General features: G+C 63.8%; 18 protein-coding genes. 7 read left to right on the forward strand and 11 right to left on the reverse strand.

Annotated features, from left to right (window positions below; translation table 11 throughout):
• Positions 1–2: 2 nt before the first annotated feature.
• A complete protein-coding gene (locus R5H32_RS17925; RefSeq protein WP_318340062.1) occupies positions 3–1,043 on the forward strand; it encodes an aromatic ring-hydroxylating dioxygenase subunit alpha in 1,041 nt (346 codons plus the stop codon).
• 113 nt (positions 1,044–1,156) lie between these two features.
• On the opposite strand, the gene R5H32_RS17930 is transcribed toward R5H32_RS17925, so the two are convergent.
• From R5H32_RS17930 to R5H32_RS17950, 5 genes are all read right to left on the reverse strand, one after another.
• Complete coding sequence (locus R5H32_RS17930) at positions 1,157–2,680, reverse strand: trimethylamine methyltransferase family protein (RefSeq protein WP_318340063.1); 1,524 nt, start codon at positions 2,678–2,680, stop codon at positions 1,157–1,159.
• 133 nt (positions 2,681–2,813) lie between these two features.
• A complete protein-coding gene (locus R5H32_RS17935) occupies positions 2,814–3,443 on the reverse strand; it encodes an aspartate/glutamate racemase family protein (protein WP_318340064.1) in 630 nt (209 codons plus the stop codon).
• Positions 3,444–3,581: 138 nt separating this feature from the next.
• Positions 3,582–5,990 (reverse strand): FAD-dependent oxidoreductase, encoded by a 2,409-nt coding sequence (locus R5H32_RS17940; protein ID WP_318340065.1) that lies wholly within the window; start codon positions 5,988–5,990, stop codon positions 3,582–3,584.
• Between the two features lie 185 nt (positions 5,991–6,175).
• Positions 6,176–6,949 carry a GntR family transcriptional regulator gene (locus R5H32_RS17945; protein WP_318340066.1) on the reverse strand — a complete coding sequence of 258 codons (774 nt, stop codon included), beginning with the start codon at positions 6,947–6,949 and terminating at the stop codon, positions 6,176–6,178.
• A 282-nt stretch (positions 6,950–7,231) separates the two neighbouring features.
• Positions 7,232–8,758 (reverse strand): winged helix-turn-helix domain-containing tetratricopeptide repeat protein, encoded by a 1,527-nt coding sequence (locus R5H32_RS17950; RefSeq protein ID WP_318340067.1) that lies wholly within the window; start codon positions 8,756–8,758, stop codon positions 7,232–7,234.
• Between the two features lie 136 nt (positions 8,759–8,894).
• Between R5H32_RS17950 and R5H32_RS17955 the strand changes: the two genes are divergently transcribed.
• From R5H32_RS17955 to R5H32_RS17975, 6 genes are all read left to right on the forward strand, one after another.
• The gene (locus R5H32_RS17955; protein WP_318340068.1) at positions 8,895–9,113 is read left to right on the forward strand and encodes a hypothetical protein; all 219 of its coding nucleotides are present in this window, start codon (positions 8,895–8,897) and stop codon (positions 9,111–9,113) included.
• Between the two features lie 73 nt (positions 9,114–9,186).
• Positions 9,187–9,579 (forward strand): hypothetical protein, encoded by a 393-nt coding sequence (locus tag R5H32_RS17960; protein WP_318340069.1) that lies wholly within the window; start codon positions 9,187–9,189, stop codon positions 9,577–9,579.
• Between the two features lie 12 nt (positions 9,580–9,591).
• Positions 9,592–9,723, forward strand: coding sequence for a GNAT family N-acetyltransferase (locus R5H32_RS20995; protein WP_412099042.1), 132 nt, complete (start codon positions 9,592–9,594; stop codon positions 9,721–9,723).
• A 140-nt stretch (positions 9,724–9,863) separates the two neighbouring features.
• Positions 9,864–10,358, forward strand: coding sequence for a peptide-methionine (S)-S-oxide reductase (locus R5H32_RS17965; RefSeq protein WP_318340070.1), 495 nt, complete (start codon positions 9,864–9,866; stop codon positions 10,356–10,358).
• Positions 10,359–10,625: 267 nt separating this feature from the next.
• Positions 10,626–10,775: a hypothetical protein gene (locus R5H32_RS21000; RefSeq protein WP_412099041.1), complete on the forward strand. Its 150-nt coding sequence runs from the start codon at positions 10,626–10,628 to the stop codon at positions 10,773–10,775.
• 21 nt (positions 10,776–10,796) lie between these two features.
• Positions 10,797–11,024, forward strand: coding sequence for a hypothetical protein (locus tag R5H32_RS17975; protein WP_318340072.1), 228 nt, complete (start codon positions 10,797–10,799; stop codon positions 11,022–11,024).
• A gap of 52 nt (positions 11,025–11,076) precedes the next feature.
• On the opposite strand, the gene R5H32_RS17980 is transcribed toward R5H32_RS17975, so the two are convergent.
• From R5H32_RS17980 to R5H32_RS18005, 6 genes are all read right to left on the reverse strand, one after another.
• Positions 11,077–11,904, reverse strand: coding sequence for an alpha/beta hydrolase (locus tag R5H32_RS17980; RefSeq protein WP_318340073.1), 828 nt, complete (start codon positions 11,902–11,904; stop codon positions 11,077–11,079).
• Between the two features lie 377 nt (positions 11,905–12,281).
• Positions 12,282–13,292 carry a CaiB/BaiF CoA-transferase family protein gene (locus tag R5H32_RS17985; RefSeq protein WP_318340074.1) on the reverse strand — a complete coding sequence of 337 codons (1,011 nt, stop codon included), beginning with the start codon at positions 13,290–13,292 and terminating at the stop codon, positions 12,282–12,284.
• The gene (locus R5H32_RS17990) at positions 13,292–14,407 is read right to left on the reverse strand and encodes a mandelate racemase/muconate lactonizing enzyme family protein (protein WP_318340075.1); all 1,116 of its coding nucleotides are present in this window, start codon (positions 14,405–14,407) and stop codon (positions 13,292–13,294) included. Before R5H32_RS17990 ends, R5H32_RS17985 begins: the two co-directional genes overlap by 1 nt.
• 2 nt (positions 14,408–14,409) lie before the next feature.
• Entirely contained in the window at positions 14,410–14,934 is a 525-nt protein-coding gene (locus R5H32_RS17995) for a thioesterase family protein (protein ID WP_318340076.1), read from the reverse strand.
• A 4-nt stretch (positions 14,935–14,938) separates the two neighbouring features.
• On the reverse strand, positions 14,939–16,180 hold the full coding sequence (locus R5H32_RS18000; protein WP_318340077.1) for a Coenzyme F420 hydrogenase/dehydrogenase, beta subunit C-terminal domain: 1,242 nt from the start codon (positions 16,178–16,180) through the stop codon (positions 14,939–14,941).
• A complete protein-coding gene (locus R5H32_RS18005; protein WP_318340078.1) occupies positions 16,180–16,962 on the reverse strand; it encodes an enoyl-CoA hydratase-related protein in 783 nt (260 codons plus the stop codon). Before R5H32_RS18005 ends, R5H32_RS18000 begins: the two co-directional genes overlap by 1 nt.

Consider the following 16,962-nt stretch of genomic DNA (forward strand, 5'->3'; position numbering starts at 1 on the left):
ACATGTATCTTCGCAACACCTGGTACGTCGCCGCCTGGGACCACGAGGTCACCCGTGAACCCAGGCAGATCATGGTTCTTGGCGAGAAGATCGTTGTGTTCCGCACCGAAGCCGGCGATCCCGTTGCATTGATCGACGCGTGTCCACACCGAAAGCTTCCGCTCTCCAAGGGGCGCATCAAGGGCGATCACATCGAATGCGGCTATCACGGGCTGACATTCGACTGCCGCGGCACCTGCGTCCGCGTGCCGGGGCAGGATCGCATCCCGCCAAGCGCCAATATCCACGCCTACCCGGTCGAAAGCCGCTATGGCCTCGTCTGGATCTGGATGGGCGATCCCGCGCTCGCCGACCCCGACAAGATCTTCGTGGTCGAGCACTACGACGATCCCGACTGGGGCATCAACCGGGGCGACGCGATGCCGTTTCCCTGCAACTATCTCTACATCACCGACAACCTCCTCGACCCGAGCCATGTCGCCTGGGTGCATCAAAGCTCGTTCGGCAATGCCGCCTGCGAGGAAGAGCCCCTGACCGTCGCCGGGACCGAGACCGGCGTCATCGTCTCGCGCTGGATGTACGATGTTGAAGTTGCCCCGTTCTACAAGAAGCTCGTGCCGTTCGAGGGCAAAGCCGACCGCGAACAGCACTACGAGGTCCGCTATCCCTCGCTCGCCTATATCAAGGCGATCTTCACCCCCGCGGGCACCGGGGGAGACACCTCGAACCTGCCAGAAGGGAAATACTTCCAGATGGACAGCTACAACTTCATGACACCGGTCGATGAAAAGACCACGCGCTACTACTGGTTCCAGATCCGCAACGTGCATCCCAAGGACGAAGCGACCTCGAAATACATGAGCGACTCGGTCGAGTTTGCGTTCAATGAAGATCGAGATGTGCTGATCGAGGTGCAGAAGGGGATGGAGGAGAAGACCACCCGCAACATAGACATCGCCATCGACGCGGGGCCCCTTCTGTTCCGCAGGCGGCTGCAGAAGCTGATCGACGCCGAGCAGAAGGCGGTCGAGGCGGCAGAGTGACACCATGTCTTCAGGGCATGCGGCTTGGGCTTGAACGGGGGCTCTTACCCCGAGGGGGGAGGTTCCAGGTCATGCCCGGGACAGGGGGGCTTCCATGAACGGCCGGGCGAGGGTCAGACGCCGGTGCGGGAAATCTCTTCCTTGCGGCGGGCGACATAGGCTTCCAGTTCCTCCTCGACAGCCGGGTCGATTGGGGGCTTCTGGTACTCTGCCAGCAGTTTCTTCCAGATCGCATTGGCACGCTGCGTAGCCGTTTTCGCGCCGTCGTCGCGCCAGGTCTCGAAGTTTCGCCAGTCCGACAGGATCGGATTGTAGAACGCGGTCTCATATCGCGCGAGCGTGTGGGCGGTGCCGAAGAAATGCCCCGCCGGCCCGACCTCTTGTATGGCATCGAAGCCGACGGCGTCGTCGGACAGGTCGAGCGGGTCGAGGAAAGCCGCCTGCATCTGCAGAAGCTCGGCATCGAGGATGAGCTTCTCGAAGGAACACGTCAGCCCGCCTTCCAGCCAGCCGCCCGCATGCATCATCACGTTTATATGGCCCTGGATGCAGGCGCCGATCGACATGTCGCTCTCGTAGGCGGCCTGAAGATCTACGCAGGCCGAGGCTGTGGTGTTCGACGACCGGACCGGGATGCCGTAGCGCCGCGCCATCTGGCCCGAGACGATGACCGATTTTGCGTATTCGGGCGTGCCGAAGGCGGGCGAGCCGGTCCTCATGTCGACGTTCGAGGTGAAGTGGCCGTAGAAGACCGGCGCACCGCGTTCCGTCGCCTGACCAAGGACGATCCCCGCCAGCGCCTCGGCGTTCTGTTGTACCAGAGCGCCGCCGATGGTCGCTGGCGCCATTGCGCCCGCGAGCGTGAAGGGCGTGATGTGGACAGGCTGGCCGGCGCGAGCGAACTCGATAACCGCCTCGGCCTGGCCGTCGTCGAAGAGAAGCGGCGAGTTCGTGTTGACGCCGCCTAGAATGCCGGGACGCGCCCTGAGCCCCTCAGCGTCGGTTCCAAGCGCTATCCGCGCCATTTCGATGCAGTCGCGGGCGCGCGCGGCGGTGTTCATCCAGCAGGGCTGCCAGCCCTTGTCGCAAAGCGTCACCTGCGCCAGCATCATGTCGAGATGGCGGGTTTCGGGCGGCAACTCCAGCGGTTCGCAGCCCGCGCCGCCCTCGTGGTGGAAGATGTTGAGCGAGGCGGATAGCTTCACGAAGTCTCGCACGTCCTCCAGCGTTCCCGCCCGGCGACCGCGGTCGAGATCGGAGACGAAGGACGGTCCGCAAACAGTGGCGAAGGTCAGGGAGTTGCCGCCCACGGTCACGGTCTTTTCAGGATTCCGCGCATGGATGGTGAATTCGGCCGGCAGGCCCGTGAGCATCTCCTCGACCAGCGCCGGGTCGAGCCGGACGCGGTGATTGTCAGGATCGACTTCGGCGCCGATCTGCTTGAAGAGATCGCGCGCAACGGCGCTCTCGACCTTGAGTCCTATATCGCGGAGGATCTTCAGGCTCATATGGTGGATGGTTTCGACCTGGTCGGCCGAAATCAATTCGACTGGGCGAAGCGGATTGTGAACCTCGCCGAACGGGCGCTGGCTTAGGCCGGTCGAACGGGGCGAACGGGAAGTACGGCGGCGGGACATGGGCAGTCTCCTGGAGAGTGGGGTTCAGGCGTCAGAAAGCCTGCCGGGCCCCGGCCCATGTCTCTGAGTGTATGACGGCGACCCACCGCCGCGCAGTCTGACCCTTGGCAATGCGCATTCGCCTGCTCCCACCTCAGATATAGCCGGAATGCTGTTTCGGGACGACGGCCCTGTGCATCCATTCCACAAAGGCGACGAAGTCGAAGACCGGCAACTTCGTTGCTTCTCGTAACTCTGCGGCAAAGGCCGGCAGGGTCGTGCATTCCAGAAGGATCGCACCGATATTCGGATCCCGCGCGCGCCCCTCGGCGATGGCGGCGAGCACATCGTCGCGCAGTTCCTCATATTCGAAACTCTGTTTGTTGCCGCCCATGCACATGGCGTTGAAGCACGCGGAGTTGTCCAGCCCGACCATGGTGACGCGATCATTCAGGTCCGCGCCCACCGCCTGAAAGAAGTCGTTGCTCAGAAGCCGCGCGGCGGCTGTGACCACCAGAACGGATTCGTGGGACCGCAGAAGCTGATGGATGATCGGAATCATCATCAAGGGCGAGGTCATGATCGGAATCCCGACATGTTCCGCCACCACCGGCTGGATCAGCGAAAAAAACCCGCAGCACATGGCGATGGCGCGCACGCCGTCCTTTTCCATCTGCGCGGCGGCGTCGATGCATAGCTGGACCTCGGCGGAATAGGTTCCGTCGGACTTGAGAAGCGGCGGATACGGATTGTCCTCCAGCCCCTTCACCTCGCGGATCAGCACCGGGAAGGGATAGGTCGTGGCGTTGCCCACATCGCCAGGCATCATCGGGTAGAACTTGTTGTCGAATTTCAAGATTCCGACACTGTATCCCTGATACGGGTGGCCGCCGACAATCCTCATTTTCATTCATCCTCGTCGCTATGATCTCATCACCACGCCGTCCGGATCGTAGAGCGGCCGCGCCTGCAATTCGGCGGCGCGCAGCTCGCCGAAGACCTCGACCGCGTAGCTGCCGCCCTCGCGAAAGGCATCGGGGCGGACATAGCCGAGCGCGATGTGCTTGCCGACCACGGGGCCGAAACCGCCGGAAGAGACATAGCCAACAGGTTCGCCATCGAGGAAGATCGCCTCATCGCCCCAGATCGCGAACTCGCCGGCATCGACGGTCAGCACCAGCGGCCGCTCCCGCGCCAAGCCGTAAGAAGCCGCAGCGTCACGCCCGACAAAATCGCCCTTGTCGAGCTTCACATGAGGCATCATCCCGCATTCATGGGCGTAGTAGTCGGGCGCCAGTTCCGTGCCCCAGGCTGGGTAGCCTTTCTCAAGCCGCAGCATCATCAGGCTGCGGAGCCCGACGAGCGACAGGCCGTGCCGCGCGCCTTCCTGCCGGATCGCGTCAAAAAGCCGGGGCTGGTCAGCCTTGGCCAGGTACGTCTCGTAGCCGGTCTCGCCGGTATAGGAGACACGGAGCGTCGTGACATCGTGCACGCCAGCGAGTGTCATCGTGCCCGCATCCATGAAGCGGAAATGCGTTGTGTCCATGTCGCGCTCTGCCAGCGCCGAAATCAGCGCCTGCGCCTTCGGACCGGCGATACTGAGCCCGGCCAGATCGTCCGACAGGTTTTTCAGCGTCACGCCCTCGGCAGGCAGGTACTTGCGGAAATGGCGCAGATAGGCGAGCTGCATCGCATAGGTGCCGACCACCAGATATCGGTCGCCAAGGTTGGAGATCGTGAAATCCCCAATCACCCGCCCGCTCTCCGAGAGCATTGGCGAGAGGCAAAGCCGCCCCGGCTTCGGTAACCTGTTCGCCATGATCCGGTCGAGCCAGGCGCCGGCATTCGCCCCCGAAACCTCGAACTTCGCCATGTCGGAAAACTCGTAAAGCCCGACCGCCTCGCGCACCCGGCGCCCCTCCTCGGCCACCTGCCCCCACCAGTTTGGCTGGCGGTAGGTCAGGCTGTCCTTCGCCTCCATCCCTTTCGGCGCGTACCATGTCACATGCTCGCGCCCGAAGCCGGTACCGAAGACCGCGCCCTCGGCGGCGAGCCGGTCATGGACCGGCGACATGGCGAGCGGCCGCGCTGCGGGGAAGCTCTGGTAGGGAAAGACCTTTTCCGAGCGGTTCTCGTAGAAATACCGGGTCATTTCCTCGGTGTATTTCCTGGTCGCCCAAGCACCGAACCGCGCCACGTCCCAGTTGAAAATGTCAAGCGACGGCTCGCCACCGATGATCCACTCGGCCAGAACCCGGCCGATCCCGCCGCCCTGGTTGAAGCCCGCCATCACCCCATTGGCACAGAAATAGTTTCGCAGGGCCGGATGCGGGCCGATGAGCGGCCCTAGATCGGGCGAGAAGATCATCGGCCCGTTGATCACCCGCTTGACGCCGGCCTCGGCGAGGCAGGGCATGATCTCCACCGATTTCTCGAAGTTCCATTCCATGCAGCTCAGATCGTCGGGCAGCAACTCGTGACCGAAATCAGGCGGCGTGCCGTCCTTGGCCCAGTGCCGCATCTTGTGCTCGTAGGCGCCGAGGAGAAGCCCTACCCCCTCCTGCCGCGCGTAGCAGCCGGTCTCGTTGTCGTTGATCTGCGGCAGCTCGAAGCCGAGATCCTCGATCATCGGGATAGGTTCGGTCACCAGGTAATGGTGCTCGACCGGCATCAACGGCAGCTCGATCCCGGCCAGACGCGCCACCTCGCGGCCCCAGAGCCCGGCGGCATTGACGACATATTCGGCATGGATCGCGCCCTTGTCGGTGACCACGTCCCACGTGCCATCGGCGCGCTGGCTCGTCGCGGTCACCGGCGTGAAGCGGTGGATCGCCGCGCCAAGCTTGCGGGCGGCTGCCGCGAAGGCGTTGGTCGCCGAGGCCGGGTCGACATGGCCGCCCTCCTCCTCCCAGAAGGCGCCGACCATGTGCCGCGTGTCGAGCACGGGCGCCTTCGCCTTTGCCTCTTCGAGCGAGATGAAATGCCCCTCGATACCGAGCCGGCGGCAGGCGCTCTGCATCCGGGCGTTCGAGTCGATCTCGTCTTGCGTGCGGCAGATGTTGATCCCGCCGGTGAAGTGGAAGCCGCAGCTCTGGCCGCTTTCCTTTTCGAGTTCGCGATAGATCCGGAACGTGTAGCGGTGCATCTCGGCCGCCGAATTCGGGCGCACGACGGTGAAGAGTCCTCCCGCCGCGTGCCAGCTCGATCCCGAGGTCAGTTCCTGTCGTTCTAGCAGCACCACATCGGTCCAGCCGTTCCTTGCCAGATGATAAAGGACGGAGCAGCCGACGACGCCACCTCCAATTACAACGACTCTGGCAGAGGTCTTCATGTGCGAATCTTCCGAGCCTGTTCACCTAAATCTGTGATCACAGTTTATTCGTGCAGGCAAGAAAAATCGGGTGCCTGATACGTTGCTCCAACGAAGAAGACAGAAGCTGCGCACCCGGAAGGATGAAAAAACGGACCGAAAGAACCCGCCGCAAATGAACTGCAGAGAGCCGCCACGAGCCCGCGCTACATCCGTCGGAAGAACGCGGTGCCCCAATTGACATCTTCCTCGATCAGCTTTCGAACGCGTGCCCGGTCGCGCGCCTCGATCGCCAGCAGGATATCGTGGTGCTCGTTCGCCCAGTCTTCCTTGTCCGCCAACTCACGGATCGCCTTTCCGAGCCATGGCCCGCTGCGGGCGTAAAGCGTTTCCGCAAGCTCGCTGAGATCGGGATTGCCGGAACTGCGGTAGATCATCGAATGGAACTTGAAGTTGTTCAGCAGAAAGCTGCGGGCGTCACCCTTTTCCCATGCCGTATCCATCGCGTTCGAGTATTCGCGCAGACACTTGAGATCGCCTGGTGAGAGATGATCAATAGCCAACTCCGCCGCGGCGCCCTCAAGCGTTGCGCGCACGAAGAACAGATTGGACGCCGCCTCGGGCAGGATGGGCGGCACGCGATAGGCGCGCTTTGCCGATCCGGCCAGCGCCTTCTCGAATTCGAGGCGCTTGAGAGCTTCGCGCACCGGCATGGCAGATACATTGAAGCCCTCCGCGAGTGTACGTATCGACAACGTATCATCGGGAGCCAGATCGCCGACGATCAACCGAAGCCGAAGATCCGTATAGATCTTCTGGCTGAGGTTTTCTCTGCTGTTGCCATCGGAGTCCACGAGAAGGCCGCAATCCTTGATGCCGCGTTTGGGGTTACCGTAGCGCAGGGGGCCAGAACCGCAAGGGGATCCAGCTTGTCGCTGCAGCGGCACATTCGGGTCAGCACCTGTGAAACCCGAGAACAAATGGACGGCGAAAACGGTTCGGTCCTCTGACGGTTGCGAAATCTAGGATTCCGGGAGACATCCTCGATAATCTCCGTTTCGGAGATGCAGGATGTATTTGATGACCAGCGATCAGCGAGAGATCAGTCGCAAGCCGCGTATCCTATGATTACTTGGCGGACTGGGTTTCCGACACGCGCGTGGGTGACGTCCCGGGTCGTCACCTCGCACGATGCAGATTGCCGAGAACATCGAGATTGAAAGACGCCTGCCTGCTTGCGTCGACGCCGGCGACAGACAAGTTCACCAGCAATTGTCGACGCGCCTCAGAACTGAGCGGAAATGGCTGCAGACTGCCGGGTTCTCGAAGTAATCCATCTCATGATCGACGATCTCATCGATGCTTTCCTCCGGCCAGTTCGACTTGAGCTTTGCCAGCGTGTCTTTGGCAAGCGCGGTCTCGCCCAACTCGGCATAGCAGACAGTGAGATAGGCGAGCGACCACGGCGTGAGGTTGTCCAATTTCTCGTAGCAGGCAACCGCTTCGCGGTACCTTCCGGCCGACGTCAATTCGAGGCCACGAAAATCCCCGTACCATTCCACGGCGAACGGATCGCGGCGTTGGGCATCGTCCAGTTTTCCAAGCGCCTCATCCGGCCTGCCCGTGAAATTGAGAAGGAGCGCATGGACAGTAAGAATGAACGGGTCGTTCGGGTTCAGTGAAACCGCGCGGTCCAGGCTGGCTTCGGCCTGCCTGAAGCGATGAAGGTACACGAGCGCAAAGCCCGCGGCGAGGTGACCGTAGGCCTCGTCCGGGTCGAGCTGCAGGGCGGTCCTTGCGATCTTCAGCCCCGAGTGCAAGTCATCCTGGTTCGTGGTCCAGAAGAACTTGAGCGTTTCGACAAAGCCGAGCATGGCGTGGGCCGCGGCGAACTTCGGATCGAGCTCGATCGCCTGGCGCAGAACAGGCTCGGCCTTGCCGACCGAGTCATAGTCATAGTTGGCCGAGAGTTTCAGTGCCCGAAGGTAACACTCGTAGGCAGACATGTTGTCGGTCGGACGCGCCCTGGCGCGCGACTCGATCGCGGTCCGGGCCTGCCGGGCCAGGCGCGTCGCGATCATCTGGGTGATTTCGTCCTGGATGGCGAAGATGTCGGTCAGCTCGCGGTCGTAATGCTCGCCCCAGATGTGGGTCGACAGCGCGGCATCAATCAGTTGTACCGATACCCGCACCCGGTTGCCGATCTTTCGCACGCTGCCTTCGACGACATATTGAACGCCAAGCGTCTTCGCCACGTCGGTAACGTCGCGCACCGCCCCCCGGAACTGGAAGGAGGAGTTCCGCGCGATGACGAGGAATTCCTTGAACTTGCCGAGTTCGGAGATGATGTCTTCGGTGATCCCGTCGCTGAAATAGGACTGCTCCGGATCACCGCTCATGTTGTCGAAGGGCAGCACGGCGATCGAGGGCTTCGGCTGCGACGCCAGTTCTCCTTCGGCAGAGCCGTCGAGGCGCGGGTCGCCGGCGGTTTCAGCCGTCACGGGTCGTGGCCCTGCGTATTTGTAGCCCCGGCCATGCACCGTCGCGATCATGCCGTCGTCGAGTGCCTTTCGGAGTGCCGATATGTGAACCTGAAGCGTGTTCTCCTCGACCATCAGGCTTGGCCATACGGCATCGAGCAGCGCGGACTTGCCGACCACCTCGTCGGGCTTGTCGAGCAGCAGGGCGAGGATGTCGAACGCGCGCGCCGAAAGCTCGACCGGCCCTTCCGGACCGAGGAGCCGCCGTTCCGCCAGCTTCAGTCGATACGGCCCGAACTGCAGGTCCATCGCGCATGTCCCCTTTGCTCCGCAGGATAGCCGAAACCCTGCCGAAAGCGAACTTCAGGAACGATCAGGACTCTTCAGGCCGCCGCCAAGGATCTGCGCCGCATCTCCTGTCATTCTGAGGGCATAGGAGGACGCCATGACCGACATCATCACCACCGCCCCGATCACCACACGCCGCATCAGCATGCCGCATCTGCGGATCCCGCATCTCGGCTTCGCCGCGGCCCTGGAAACCCTCTTCGCAGGCCTGAGCGACGCTTACGGCTCGGTCTATGCGGCGCCGTTCAGCGGTCACCGGCTCAGGCCGCCGGTCGTCAGCGACGAGGATCTGGAAGGCCGCGACCCGTCCTGGTGACAGGGTCCTCCAAATGCCCTTCCGCCCGCCGCTGCGCCGCCCAATCTCTCGGCGACTTTCACAGGAGGACGCCATGAACCACATGTCCGCACCTGCTACCCAGCATCGAGACCAGGCGCTCCGGATCCGCTCCGTTCCGAGAGCGGAGCGGGCCCGGTTCGAGGCGGCGATGGCAATGGCTTTCAGCACCGATCCCGCGGCGCGCTGGGCCTGGCCCGACCCGCTTCAGTTCCCGACGATCTTCCGGCCGCTGGTCACGCTGTTCGGCGGTAAGTCCTTCGACCATGGTTCCGCCCTCGTCGTCGGGGACTACTTCGGCGTCGCGCAATGGTTGCCGCCCGGGGTTCTTCCCGAGGACGGACCGATCGGCGGACTCTTCGAGCGGAACATGTCCGGGCCGAAGCTCGGCGAGTTGCTGTTTCTGTTCGAACAAATGGCCGGATTTCATCCGCGGGAGCCGCACTGATACATCCCGCTGATCGGGGTCGATCCGGCGTTTCAGGGGCGGGGGCATGGATCTGGCTTGATGCGGCACGGGCTCGCGGCCTGCGATCGCGATCGCCAGCCGGTCTATCTGGAAGCGACCAGCCTCAACAACCGGACCTTCTGAGAGCGCCACGGTTTCCGGGTGCTGGGCGAGATCCGATCGGGCGATTCACCGCCGATGTTCCCGATGCTGCGCGAGCCCCGGTAACGCGCCCTCGCGCAAGTCTCTCGTATTTTGGATGATTTCGAAGGGAGGAGCTCGATATGAGCAAAAACACCGAACGCGCCGTTCTCGCGGGGGGCTGCTACTGGATCATGCAGCAGCTGCTTCGCCACCGCGAAGGGGTCATCTCAACGCGCGTGGGCTGGATGGGCGGGGAAGGTGACACCCCCACCGAGAACAACAACGGCTGTCACGCGGAGGTGGTCGAGGTCATCTTTGATCAGGATCGGCTGTCCTACCGTGAGTTGCTCGAATATTTCTTCATGGTCCACCGGCCCGACCTCGGCGCGGACGTCGTAGCGACCATCTACCGCTCGGAGATCTTCCACACGAGCGGGTCACAGCGGGTGATCGCCGAGGAAACCATCCGCGACGTCGATGCATCTGGCCATTGGCCCGGCAAGGTGGTGACCCGGGTGAGCCAAGCGGGTCGTTTCCTGGTGGACCCACCCAAGGACCAGGACTACCTCCAGCGTTACCCGGACGGCTGCCCCGCACCTTTCCCTCGGCAGGGCAAACAGGCTCGGGCTTCTTGAGCTATTGGACGCCGAATACGCTTCCTGTGCCCACACGATGCCACCGCCCGCTCCAAGCAGTGAAACGTTTGCTCCGGCACAGCAAAGTCAGTGTGTCGGTCTGACCAATGGGTTCGACCGAGCAATCTCGGCATCCTGAACAAACCCTGCCCGGATCTCGGGCTTGCGTCATCGCAGAAGAACAAGTCGATCACAGAACGGACTCTGACGACCGCCGAGGAAACGATCTCGGCAGTTATGGCGCATTACAATGCTGTCGCCGCGGAGATGACCAAGACACCCTGGATCGAACCGATTTACGCGGTGGATCCGAACAGCGACGCGACGCTCTGGGAGCCTTGGGTCGACGGGGTCATCCGCGCGATGCGGTTGCGCCCCGAGGCGTGGGGAAAAGTGCTAGATCGGGCCGATGAATAGACACAGTCGTCGCTGATCTTCATGCTTGGCCTGCAGGGCATTTATGAGGGCACCAGCGAGTTCACCGAGGACGAGACCTGCGAGATCGAAATCGAAGCACCGGATCTGATCCCGAATTGCGTGGCCGCAATCCTGCTGACCTCGCGCCCCGGGCTCGTCATGAAGGCCGAAAACCTGTCCCGCGCGCCCATTCCGAGCAGACACCCGGGCATAAACGGCCCCTGTCCATGCGGTTCAGGTCAAAAATAAAAGCAGTGCTGCGGGAGAAACTAGCCGGCCCGGCCGGACAGGTAGCCGACGTTCAATCGCCGAGCGCGTCGGCGACGAATGCGTCGAGGCCCTTGAGATAGCGCCCTTCGCTGACGAGAAAGCCGTCGTTGTGCCCTCCCCGGATTTCTAGAAACGCCTTGGGCAGGCGAGCGGCAGCGTGGAGCTTCACGCCCTGCTCGAAGGGAATGATCTCGTCATCGCGGCTGTGAATGACCAGCACGGGGCACGCCGAGGACTGAAGGAATTCGTCGGTGGGGAACCTGATGCGCGCCAGCCACCGCACCGGAAGCCAGGGATAGATTGCGGCGCCCAGGTCGGGGACCGAAACGAAACCGCTTTCGAGGATCAACGCCCCGGGCTTTTGCCGGCCCGCCACATAGGCCGCGACCGCCGCACCCAGCGACCGGCCGAACAGCACGATCCGGTGGGGCGGAATTCCCATCTCCTCGGTGAGATGGCGCCAGACCGCGTCGGCATCGCGGTAGATCCCGGCTTCTGAGATCTCGCCCTCGCTTTGTCCGTAGCCACGGTAGTCGAAGATCACGGTCGCGAGGCCGAGTTCGTTGAACTGTCTCAGGGACTCGAGGCGGTGCGAGATATTTCCGGCATTGCCATGAAAGAACAGGACCGTGCCACGCGGCTCGGCAGCCGGCACATACCACGCGACGAGGCTGATCCCGTCTTCGGTCAGAATGTCGAGATGCCGGAAGGCCAACCCGATACTGTCCGGGCCCGGGCCGACAGAACGCGACGGCACGTTGGGAAAATAGACAAGCCGAGATTGGAAGACGAATGCGGCAAGAAGCAACGCGACGTAGCACGCAACGAGCAGCATCGCGATCGAGACGACCGTGCTCAAGGATCTCCGCCTGTCCGACACAGGTTCATATCACCTTTTGGATACTACCCGAGAAAGCTGCCCGATTCATGCCATTGGCGAAAGCGCCACAGATGACGGGCTGACGTCGTCGGGGGACCGCCAACAGGCAAGGACGGCCCGTTCCTGCCGTTCGGCACAAGCCCTCGCGCTGCGGTGCCGCTTACCCAAACCTGCCGTTCGCTCCCAAGCGCAGCTATCTCGGGTGTCGGGTGGCCGCAGAGCGCAACTTGGTTGGCATTCGCTGCATCTGCTCCAGTGGCTGCCTTCGGCGCTTCGCGACATCGGCCCTTCGTAGCGGATAGGGGAAACCGGCACGCGAACGCTGTACGCGAACCTTGCGGAGGGGTTGCCGGGAATCAACGCCCATCCCCGATTGTGGCTTCGATGCCCGGACAGCCAGTCGGATGAGCCTCCGCGAGCGAGAGGACCGGGGTTGCACAGGCGTCGGTTGTTTCGAAGAGTGCCACCCAATAGCTCAGTTCCCGTTCTGAAAAGCGCGATTGAAGACCGAAGCGCGCTTCGGGCCATTGTTCCTTTCTTTGCATAAGGTCGGCCAGTTCGGGCCAATCGAGCCCTTCCGCAAGAACGGCGATGAATTTCGGCTCGAGCGCGCCCAATGCGATCCAACCGCCATCGGCAGTCCGGTAGGTGTCATAGGTCGGCATGGCGCCGTTCAACGTACCCCGCCAGCTTTCCTCCGTGTGTCCTGCAAGCAGCGTCGCCGCCGAGATGTCGGCCATTAGGTAACGGATTCCATCGGTCATGGAGAGGTCGATCCACCGGCCCTCTCCCGTCCGTTCCCGGGCGAAGAGCGCCGCGAGAATCGCCGCGACAGCCATCGTGCCGCCGGCGGCGTAGTCTCCGATCAGGTTCTGCGGCACGACGGGTTTGCCCTCGCCGTCGCGGATCAGCGACAGCGCGCCCGAGAGCGCGAGGTAGTTGATGTCGTGCCCTGCGCGCGCGGCGTTCGGGGCGCGACGCCCGTACCCCGCGATCTCGCACAGAACGAGGCGCGGATTGGCCGCCTGAAGCACCTCCCAGCCGAGGCCGAGCGCGTCGAGCTTGCCGGGGCGCATCTCGCTGATCAGCACGTCCGCCGCTTTCACGAGGTCGAGAAGGGCAACCCGGCCCGGATCCGACTTCAGGTCGAGCGCACGGCTTGTCTTTCCGCGCGCCAGCGCGTCATGCGGACCTCCGCGCGCGGCAAGCATCGGGTCATCTTCCGCACCGGCATAGGCGGGATTGCCCGCCGGGTTCGTGACGCAGGTCACCTCCGCGCCGAGATCGGCGAGCATCTTCGAGGCGAAAGGTCCCGGCGCGTTGACCGAGAGGTCGATGACCCGGATGCCCTTGAGCGCGTCACGCATCACAGGGCCATTTCCGCGACCGGCGCACCGAGGATCTCCTCATTGACTTCGACGCCGAGACCCGGTCCGCAATCGTCGGGCAGGCGCGCCTCGCCGTCGATCACGGGCAGCGGGTTCCGCACCATCGGCAGGTCGGCGCCGACGAAGTCGTAGAGGCCGAAATTGAGGGTCCGCGGCAGCGTGTGCGCCATGTGGGTGACGCAGGCGAGCAGGATGCCGGTGCCGTAATAGTCCTCGATCCGGACCGGTACGCCCGTCACCTTCGCCAGCCCCATCACCTGGCGCGTCGCCTCGATCCCGCCGACGCAGGATGTCTTGAGCGATGCCACATCCATCACCTGGTCCTGCACCGCCTGGAGGAACCTTTGCGGGCCGTCGAGAACCTCGTCGAGCATGATCCGGCAGCCGGTGCGCTGCGCCACCGTGCGGCATTCCTCGTAGCTCTCGCAGGGGTTCTCGATCATCGGGTTGAGGTCGCGCACCGCCGAGATCACCCGGATCGCGTCGTCGACCAGCCAGGCGCGGTTCGGGTCGTACCAGATCCGTTCATGCGGCAGCGCCATCTCCTCGACCATGCGGATCGTGGGGATGTCCTCATGCGGCTCGCCCGCGCCGACCTTGATCTGGAAGCGCGAATAGCCCTTGGCGCGTTCGGTCTCGAAGGCGGCGAGCGTCTCCTCCCGGCTGCCGATGCGGATGACCGAAAGCACCGGAAGGCTCTCGGCGACGCGCCCGCCCCAGAGGTCGACCAAAGGCAGGCCATGCGCCTTGGCGCAGAGGTCCCAGACCGCCATTTCAAGCGCCGTCTTGGCGTTGCCGTGGCCGCGCAAGGCTGCCGCGATGCCGGCAAGGATCGCCGCCACCTGGCGCGGATCGCGGCCGAGAACCACCGGCGCGACGTGGCGGATGCCCTCGCGGGCGCCCGCCGACAGTTCCGGCAGATAGTAGGGCGGGGCCGAGCAGACCTCGCCCCAGCCGACGAGGCCGGTGTCGGTCTCGATCTTCACGACGAGAACGTCGAGAGCCGGGTCGATCGACTGGCTCGCGACATAGCGGGTGAGTTCCATGCCGACGTCGATCGGCACCGAGAAGAGCGTGATCCTGTCGATGCGCATGGCTACCTCCGCTTAAGCGCGATACCCTGCCCGGCCTGATCGGGCGTTTCCAGCCCGGCATGGGCGCGCTGGATCATCTCAAGCCGTTCACCGACGAACGGTCGCCACCGTTCCGGCCTTCTTTCCGTAAGGTTGAATCCGAGGCACTTCACCTCGTTCGTCGCGGCGAGGACGTTGCCCTCGGTCTTGAAGACCCTGTGAAACAGCACATACCGCTTGTCGTCGAAGCCGAGGAACTGCGTCTCGACATGGATCGGCGTCCCGAGCGCCAGTTCGTCGATGTAATGGACATGGTTCTCGACGATGACGTATTCGTGGCCCGCCCGCGCCTCCATCGTGCCCTCGGGGTGGTTGATCCAGTTCCAGAAGGCCCAGTTGGCGTGATCGCAGATCGTCAGGTAGTGGGCGATGTTCACATGCTCGAACGAGTCGATCCATTCGGGCCGGACCTTGCCGCGAAACAGGACCAGCGGCGCGGCGATCTCGCCGGTCCAGGGCAACGGCGGATCATAGACTTCCTTGGCCAAGGCATCATCCTTTCAGTGTCGGGAGTGTTTCGGAAAACCGGCCGGCAACAACGCGTGCGCGGCTGGCGTCCTGTTGATCGGCATCGCGGCCATCGAGTTCGTCGATCCGCAAGCCCTCGTGAGCGTAGATCGGAGAACCCGCCTCCAGCATGCCGCGCAACCGGGCGGCGAGCGCGCGTTTCTTGCGGACCTGGTGGGGCTGCAGATCATCGAACTCCCGCGGCGCAATCGCCTCGCCACGGACAAGCAACCCGGCAGAGACGGCCTCTTCGAAGAGCGCATCGCCACATGCCGTTCTGGTGATGATCCCGTTGAAACCGGCATCCTCGCCGACCGGGCTCGCGCCCGGCCAGGTATCGGCTGCGGCGATGTCGGCCGCCTCGCCATTCGCGTCGGGACAAATCTTGCAGCGGCTCTGGATGCGCCAGCCCGCCTCGTCTGCCCAGAGATCGCCGTAGGTGCATTGCCAGGCACGCCCGTCCTTCACCTCGACGCGCGTTGCGCCCGGATTGCCATAGCCCCGATACCGGAACAGCGTGACGTCGCTTTCAGCCACGCAGTAGTCATCGAGCAGGGCTTGCGATTTTCCGAGATCGGACGCTCCGCCACAAACCATGACCAACATGCAGACGAGATTGCGCGCGAGATCGGCATCCCTCTTGGCGCGGCTCCGCACGGCACCTGCATCACAGGGCTTGGCGATCACCGCAAACGGCTCGTTCCGATCGACCGCGACCTGCAGACCGGCGAGCGTATCCGAAGGGCCATACCGCGACCCGGCGCGCGCGATCACCTGGTCAACGGTATCGCTGATGCACCAGCGGGTGCGCATCGGTGCCTCCGGGTCGGCTTCACAATGCAGGATGAAATTCGCGCGGCCACTTCTCAGCAGATGCACGCCGAGGGCGGTCAGCAATCCGCCCGAGGCGGCGCGGAAGCGGATATCCGCGTCAGCGGCCCAGGTTCGCTCCATCCGATGATACCGTCCCCAGATCATGTCATCGCAGGGGGTGTCTTCCGAATGGGCGCTCGCGACGGCCCCCGGACAGGCCGCGAGGATCTCGAGGTCGGCTTCCGGATCGCTGCTGCGGGCGGCGGGCCGAAGCCGCCCTTCCGGCGTATAGGTCATTGCCCAGCGCTCGGGCGCCAGAGCCTCGCACAGGCCGCACCCGATGCACAGGCCGCTTTCGACGACCTGAGCAATCGTTGTCGGATGGCGCGAATGCACTCCCCCAGTCTGCATCATCAGCGTCCCTTCCAGTTTGGGGCGCGTTTTCCGGCGAGCGCCGCCATGCCCTCGGCGGCATCCTCGGAGGCGTAGACGCGCCGGTAGGTGGGCAGATCGGCCTCGCGCATGATCCGGTAGGCGTCGCGCTCGCTCGCGCCTTCCGTGGCGCGGTCGATTTCCTTGATCGCCTGCAGTGACAGCGGCGCGCAGGCGGCCACGCGTTCGGCCAGGTCGCGCGCGGCGTCCATCAGGGCGGCTCCCGGCACGACCTCGTTGACGAGGCCCCAGTTGGCAAGCTCCGCCGCGCTCGCGCGCCGTCCGGTCATCATCATCTCCATCGCGATCGCACGTGGCAAACGGCGCGGTAGCCGGATCACCCCGCCCGCATCGGCGATGAGCCCGATCGTGGCCTCGGTCAGTGCGAATTCAGCGTGCTCGGCCGCCACGATCATGTCGGCCGCCAGCGCCAGTTCGAACCCGCCGCCCAGCGCCATGCCGTTCACCGCGGCGATGACCGGTTTCTTGAGATTCCAGTATTCGGTGAGGCCGGCGAAGCCGCCGATCCCCTGGTCGGCATCGGGCGGCTCGCCCTCGGCGGCGGCCTTCAGATCCCAGCCGGCCGAGAAGAACCGCTCGCCGCCGCCGGTTACGATGGCGACCGAAAGGCCGTCGTCCTCGGCAAGTTGCCGGAACGCATCGCCCATCGCCTTCGAGGTGGCGGCGTTGATCGCGTTGGCCCTGTGCCGGTCGAGGGTGATTTCGAGGATGCGCCCTTGGCGCGCGATCTTCACGTCTGTCAT

Origin of the sequence: Defluviimonas sp. D31 (genome assembly GCF_033436765.1) — a bacterium.
GTDB lineage: Bacteria > Pseudomonadota > Alphaproteobacteria > Rhodobacterales > Rhodobacteraceae > Albidovulum.

Excerpts from the sequence above, each read along its gene's own strand:
- R5H32_RS17985 (WP_318340074.1), bottom strand. The coding sequence starts at position 13,292 with ATGCGTGACGCGCTCAAGGGCATCCGGGTCATCGACCTCTCGGTCAAC.
- R5H32_RS17975 (WP_318340072.1), top strand. The coding sequence starts at position 10,797 with ATGCTTGGCCTGCAGGGCATTTATGAGGGCACCAGCGAGTTCACCGAG.
- R5H32_RS17925 (WP_318340062.1), top strand. The coding sequence starts at position 3 with ATGTATCTTCGCAACACCTGGTACGTCGCCGCCTGGGACCACGAGGTC.
- R5H32_RS17950 (WP_318340067.1), bottom strand. The coding sequence starts at position 8,758 with ATGGACCTGCAGTTCGGGCCGTATCGACTGAAGCTGGCGGAACGGCGG.
- R5H32_RS17955 (WP_318340068.1), top strand. The coding sequence starts at position 8,895 with ATGACCGACATCATCACCACCGCCCCGATCACCACACGCCGCATCAGC.
- R5H32_RS17940 (WP_318340065.1), bottom strand. The coding sequence starts at position 5,990 with ATGAAGACCTCTGCCAGAGTCGTTGTAATTGGAGGTGGCGTCGTCGGC.
- R5H32_RS18005 (WP_318340078.1), bottom strand. The coding sequence starts at position 16,962 with ATGACAGACGTGAAGATCGCGCGCCAAGGGCGCATCCTCGAAATCACC.
- R5H32_RS17990 (WP_318340075.1), bottom strand. The coding sequence starts at position 14,407 with ATGCGCATCGACAGGATCACGCTCTTCTCGGTGCCGATCGACGTCGGC.
- R5H32_RS18000 (WP_318340077.1), bottom strand. The coding sequence starts at position 16,180 with ATGATGCAGACTGGGGGAGTGCATTCGCGCCATCCGACAACGATTGCT.
- R5H32_RS21000 (WP_412099041.1), top strand. The coding sequence starts at position 10,626 with ATGACCAAGACACCCTGGATCGAACCGATTTACGCGGTGGATCCGAAC.
- R5H32_RS17965 (WP_318340070.1), top strand. The coding sequence starts at position 9,864 with ATGAGCAAAAACACCGAACGCGCCGTTCTCGCGGGGGGCTGCTACTGG.
- R5H32_RS17960 (WP_318340069.1), top strand. The coding sequence starts at position 9,187 with ATGAACCACATGTCCGCACCTGCTACCCAGCATCGAGACCAGGCGCTC.
- R5H32_RS17930 (WP_318340063.1), bottom strand. The coding sequence starts at position 2,680 with ATGTCCCGCCGCCGTACTTCCCGTTCGCCCCGTTCGACCGGCCTAAGC.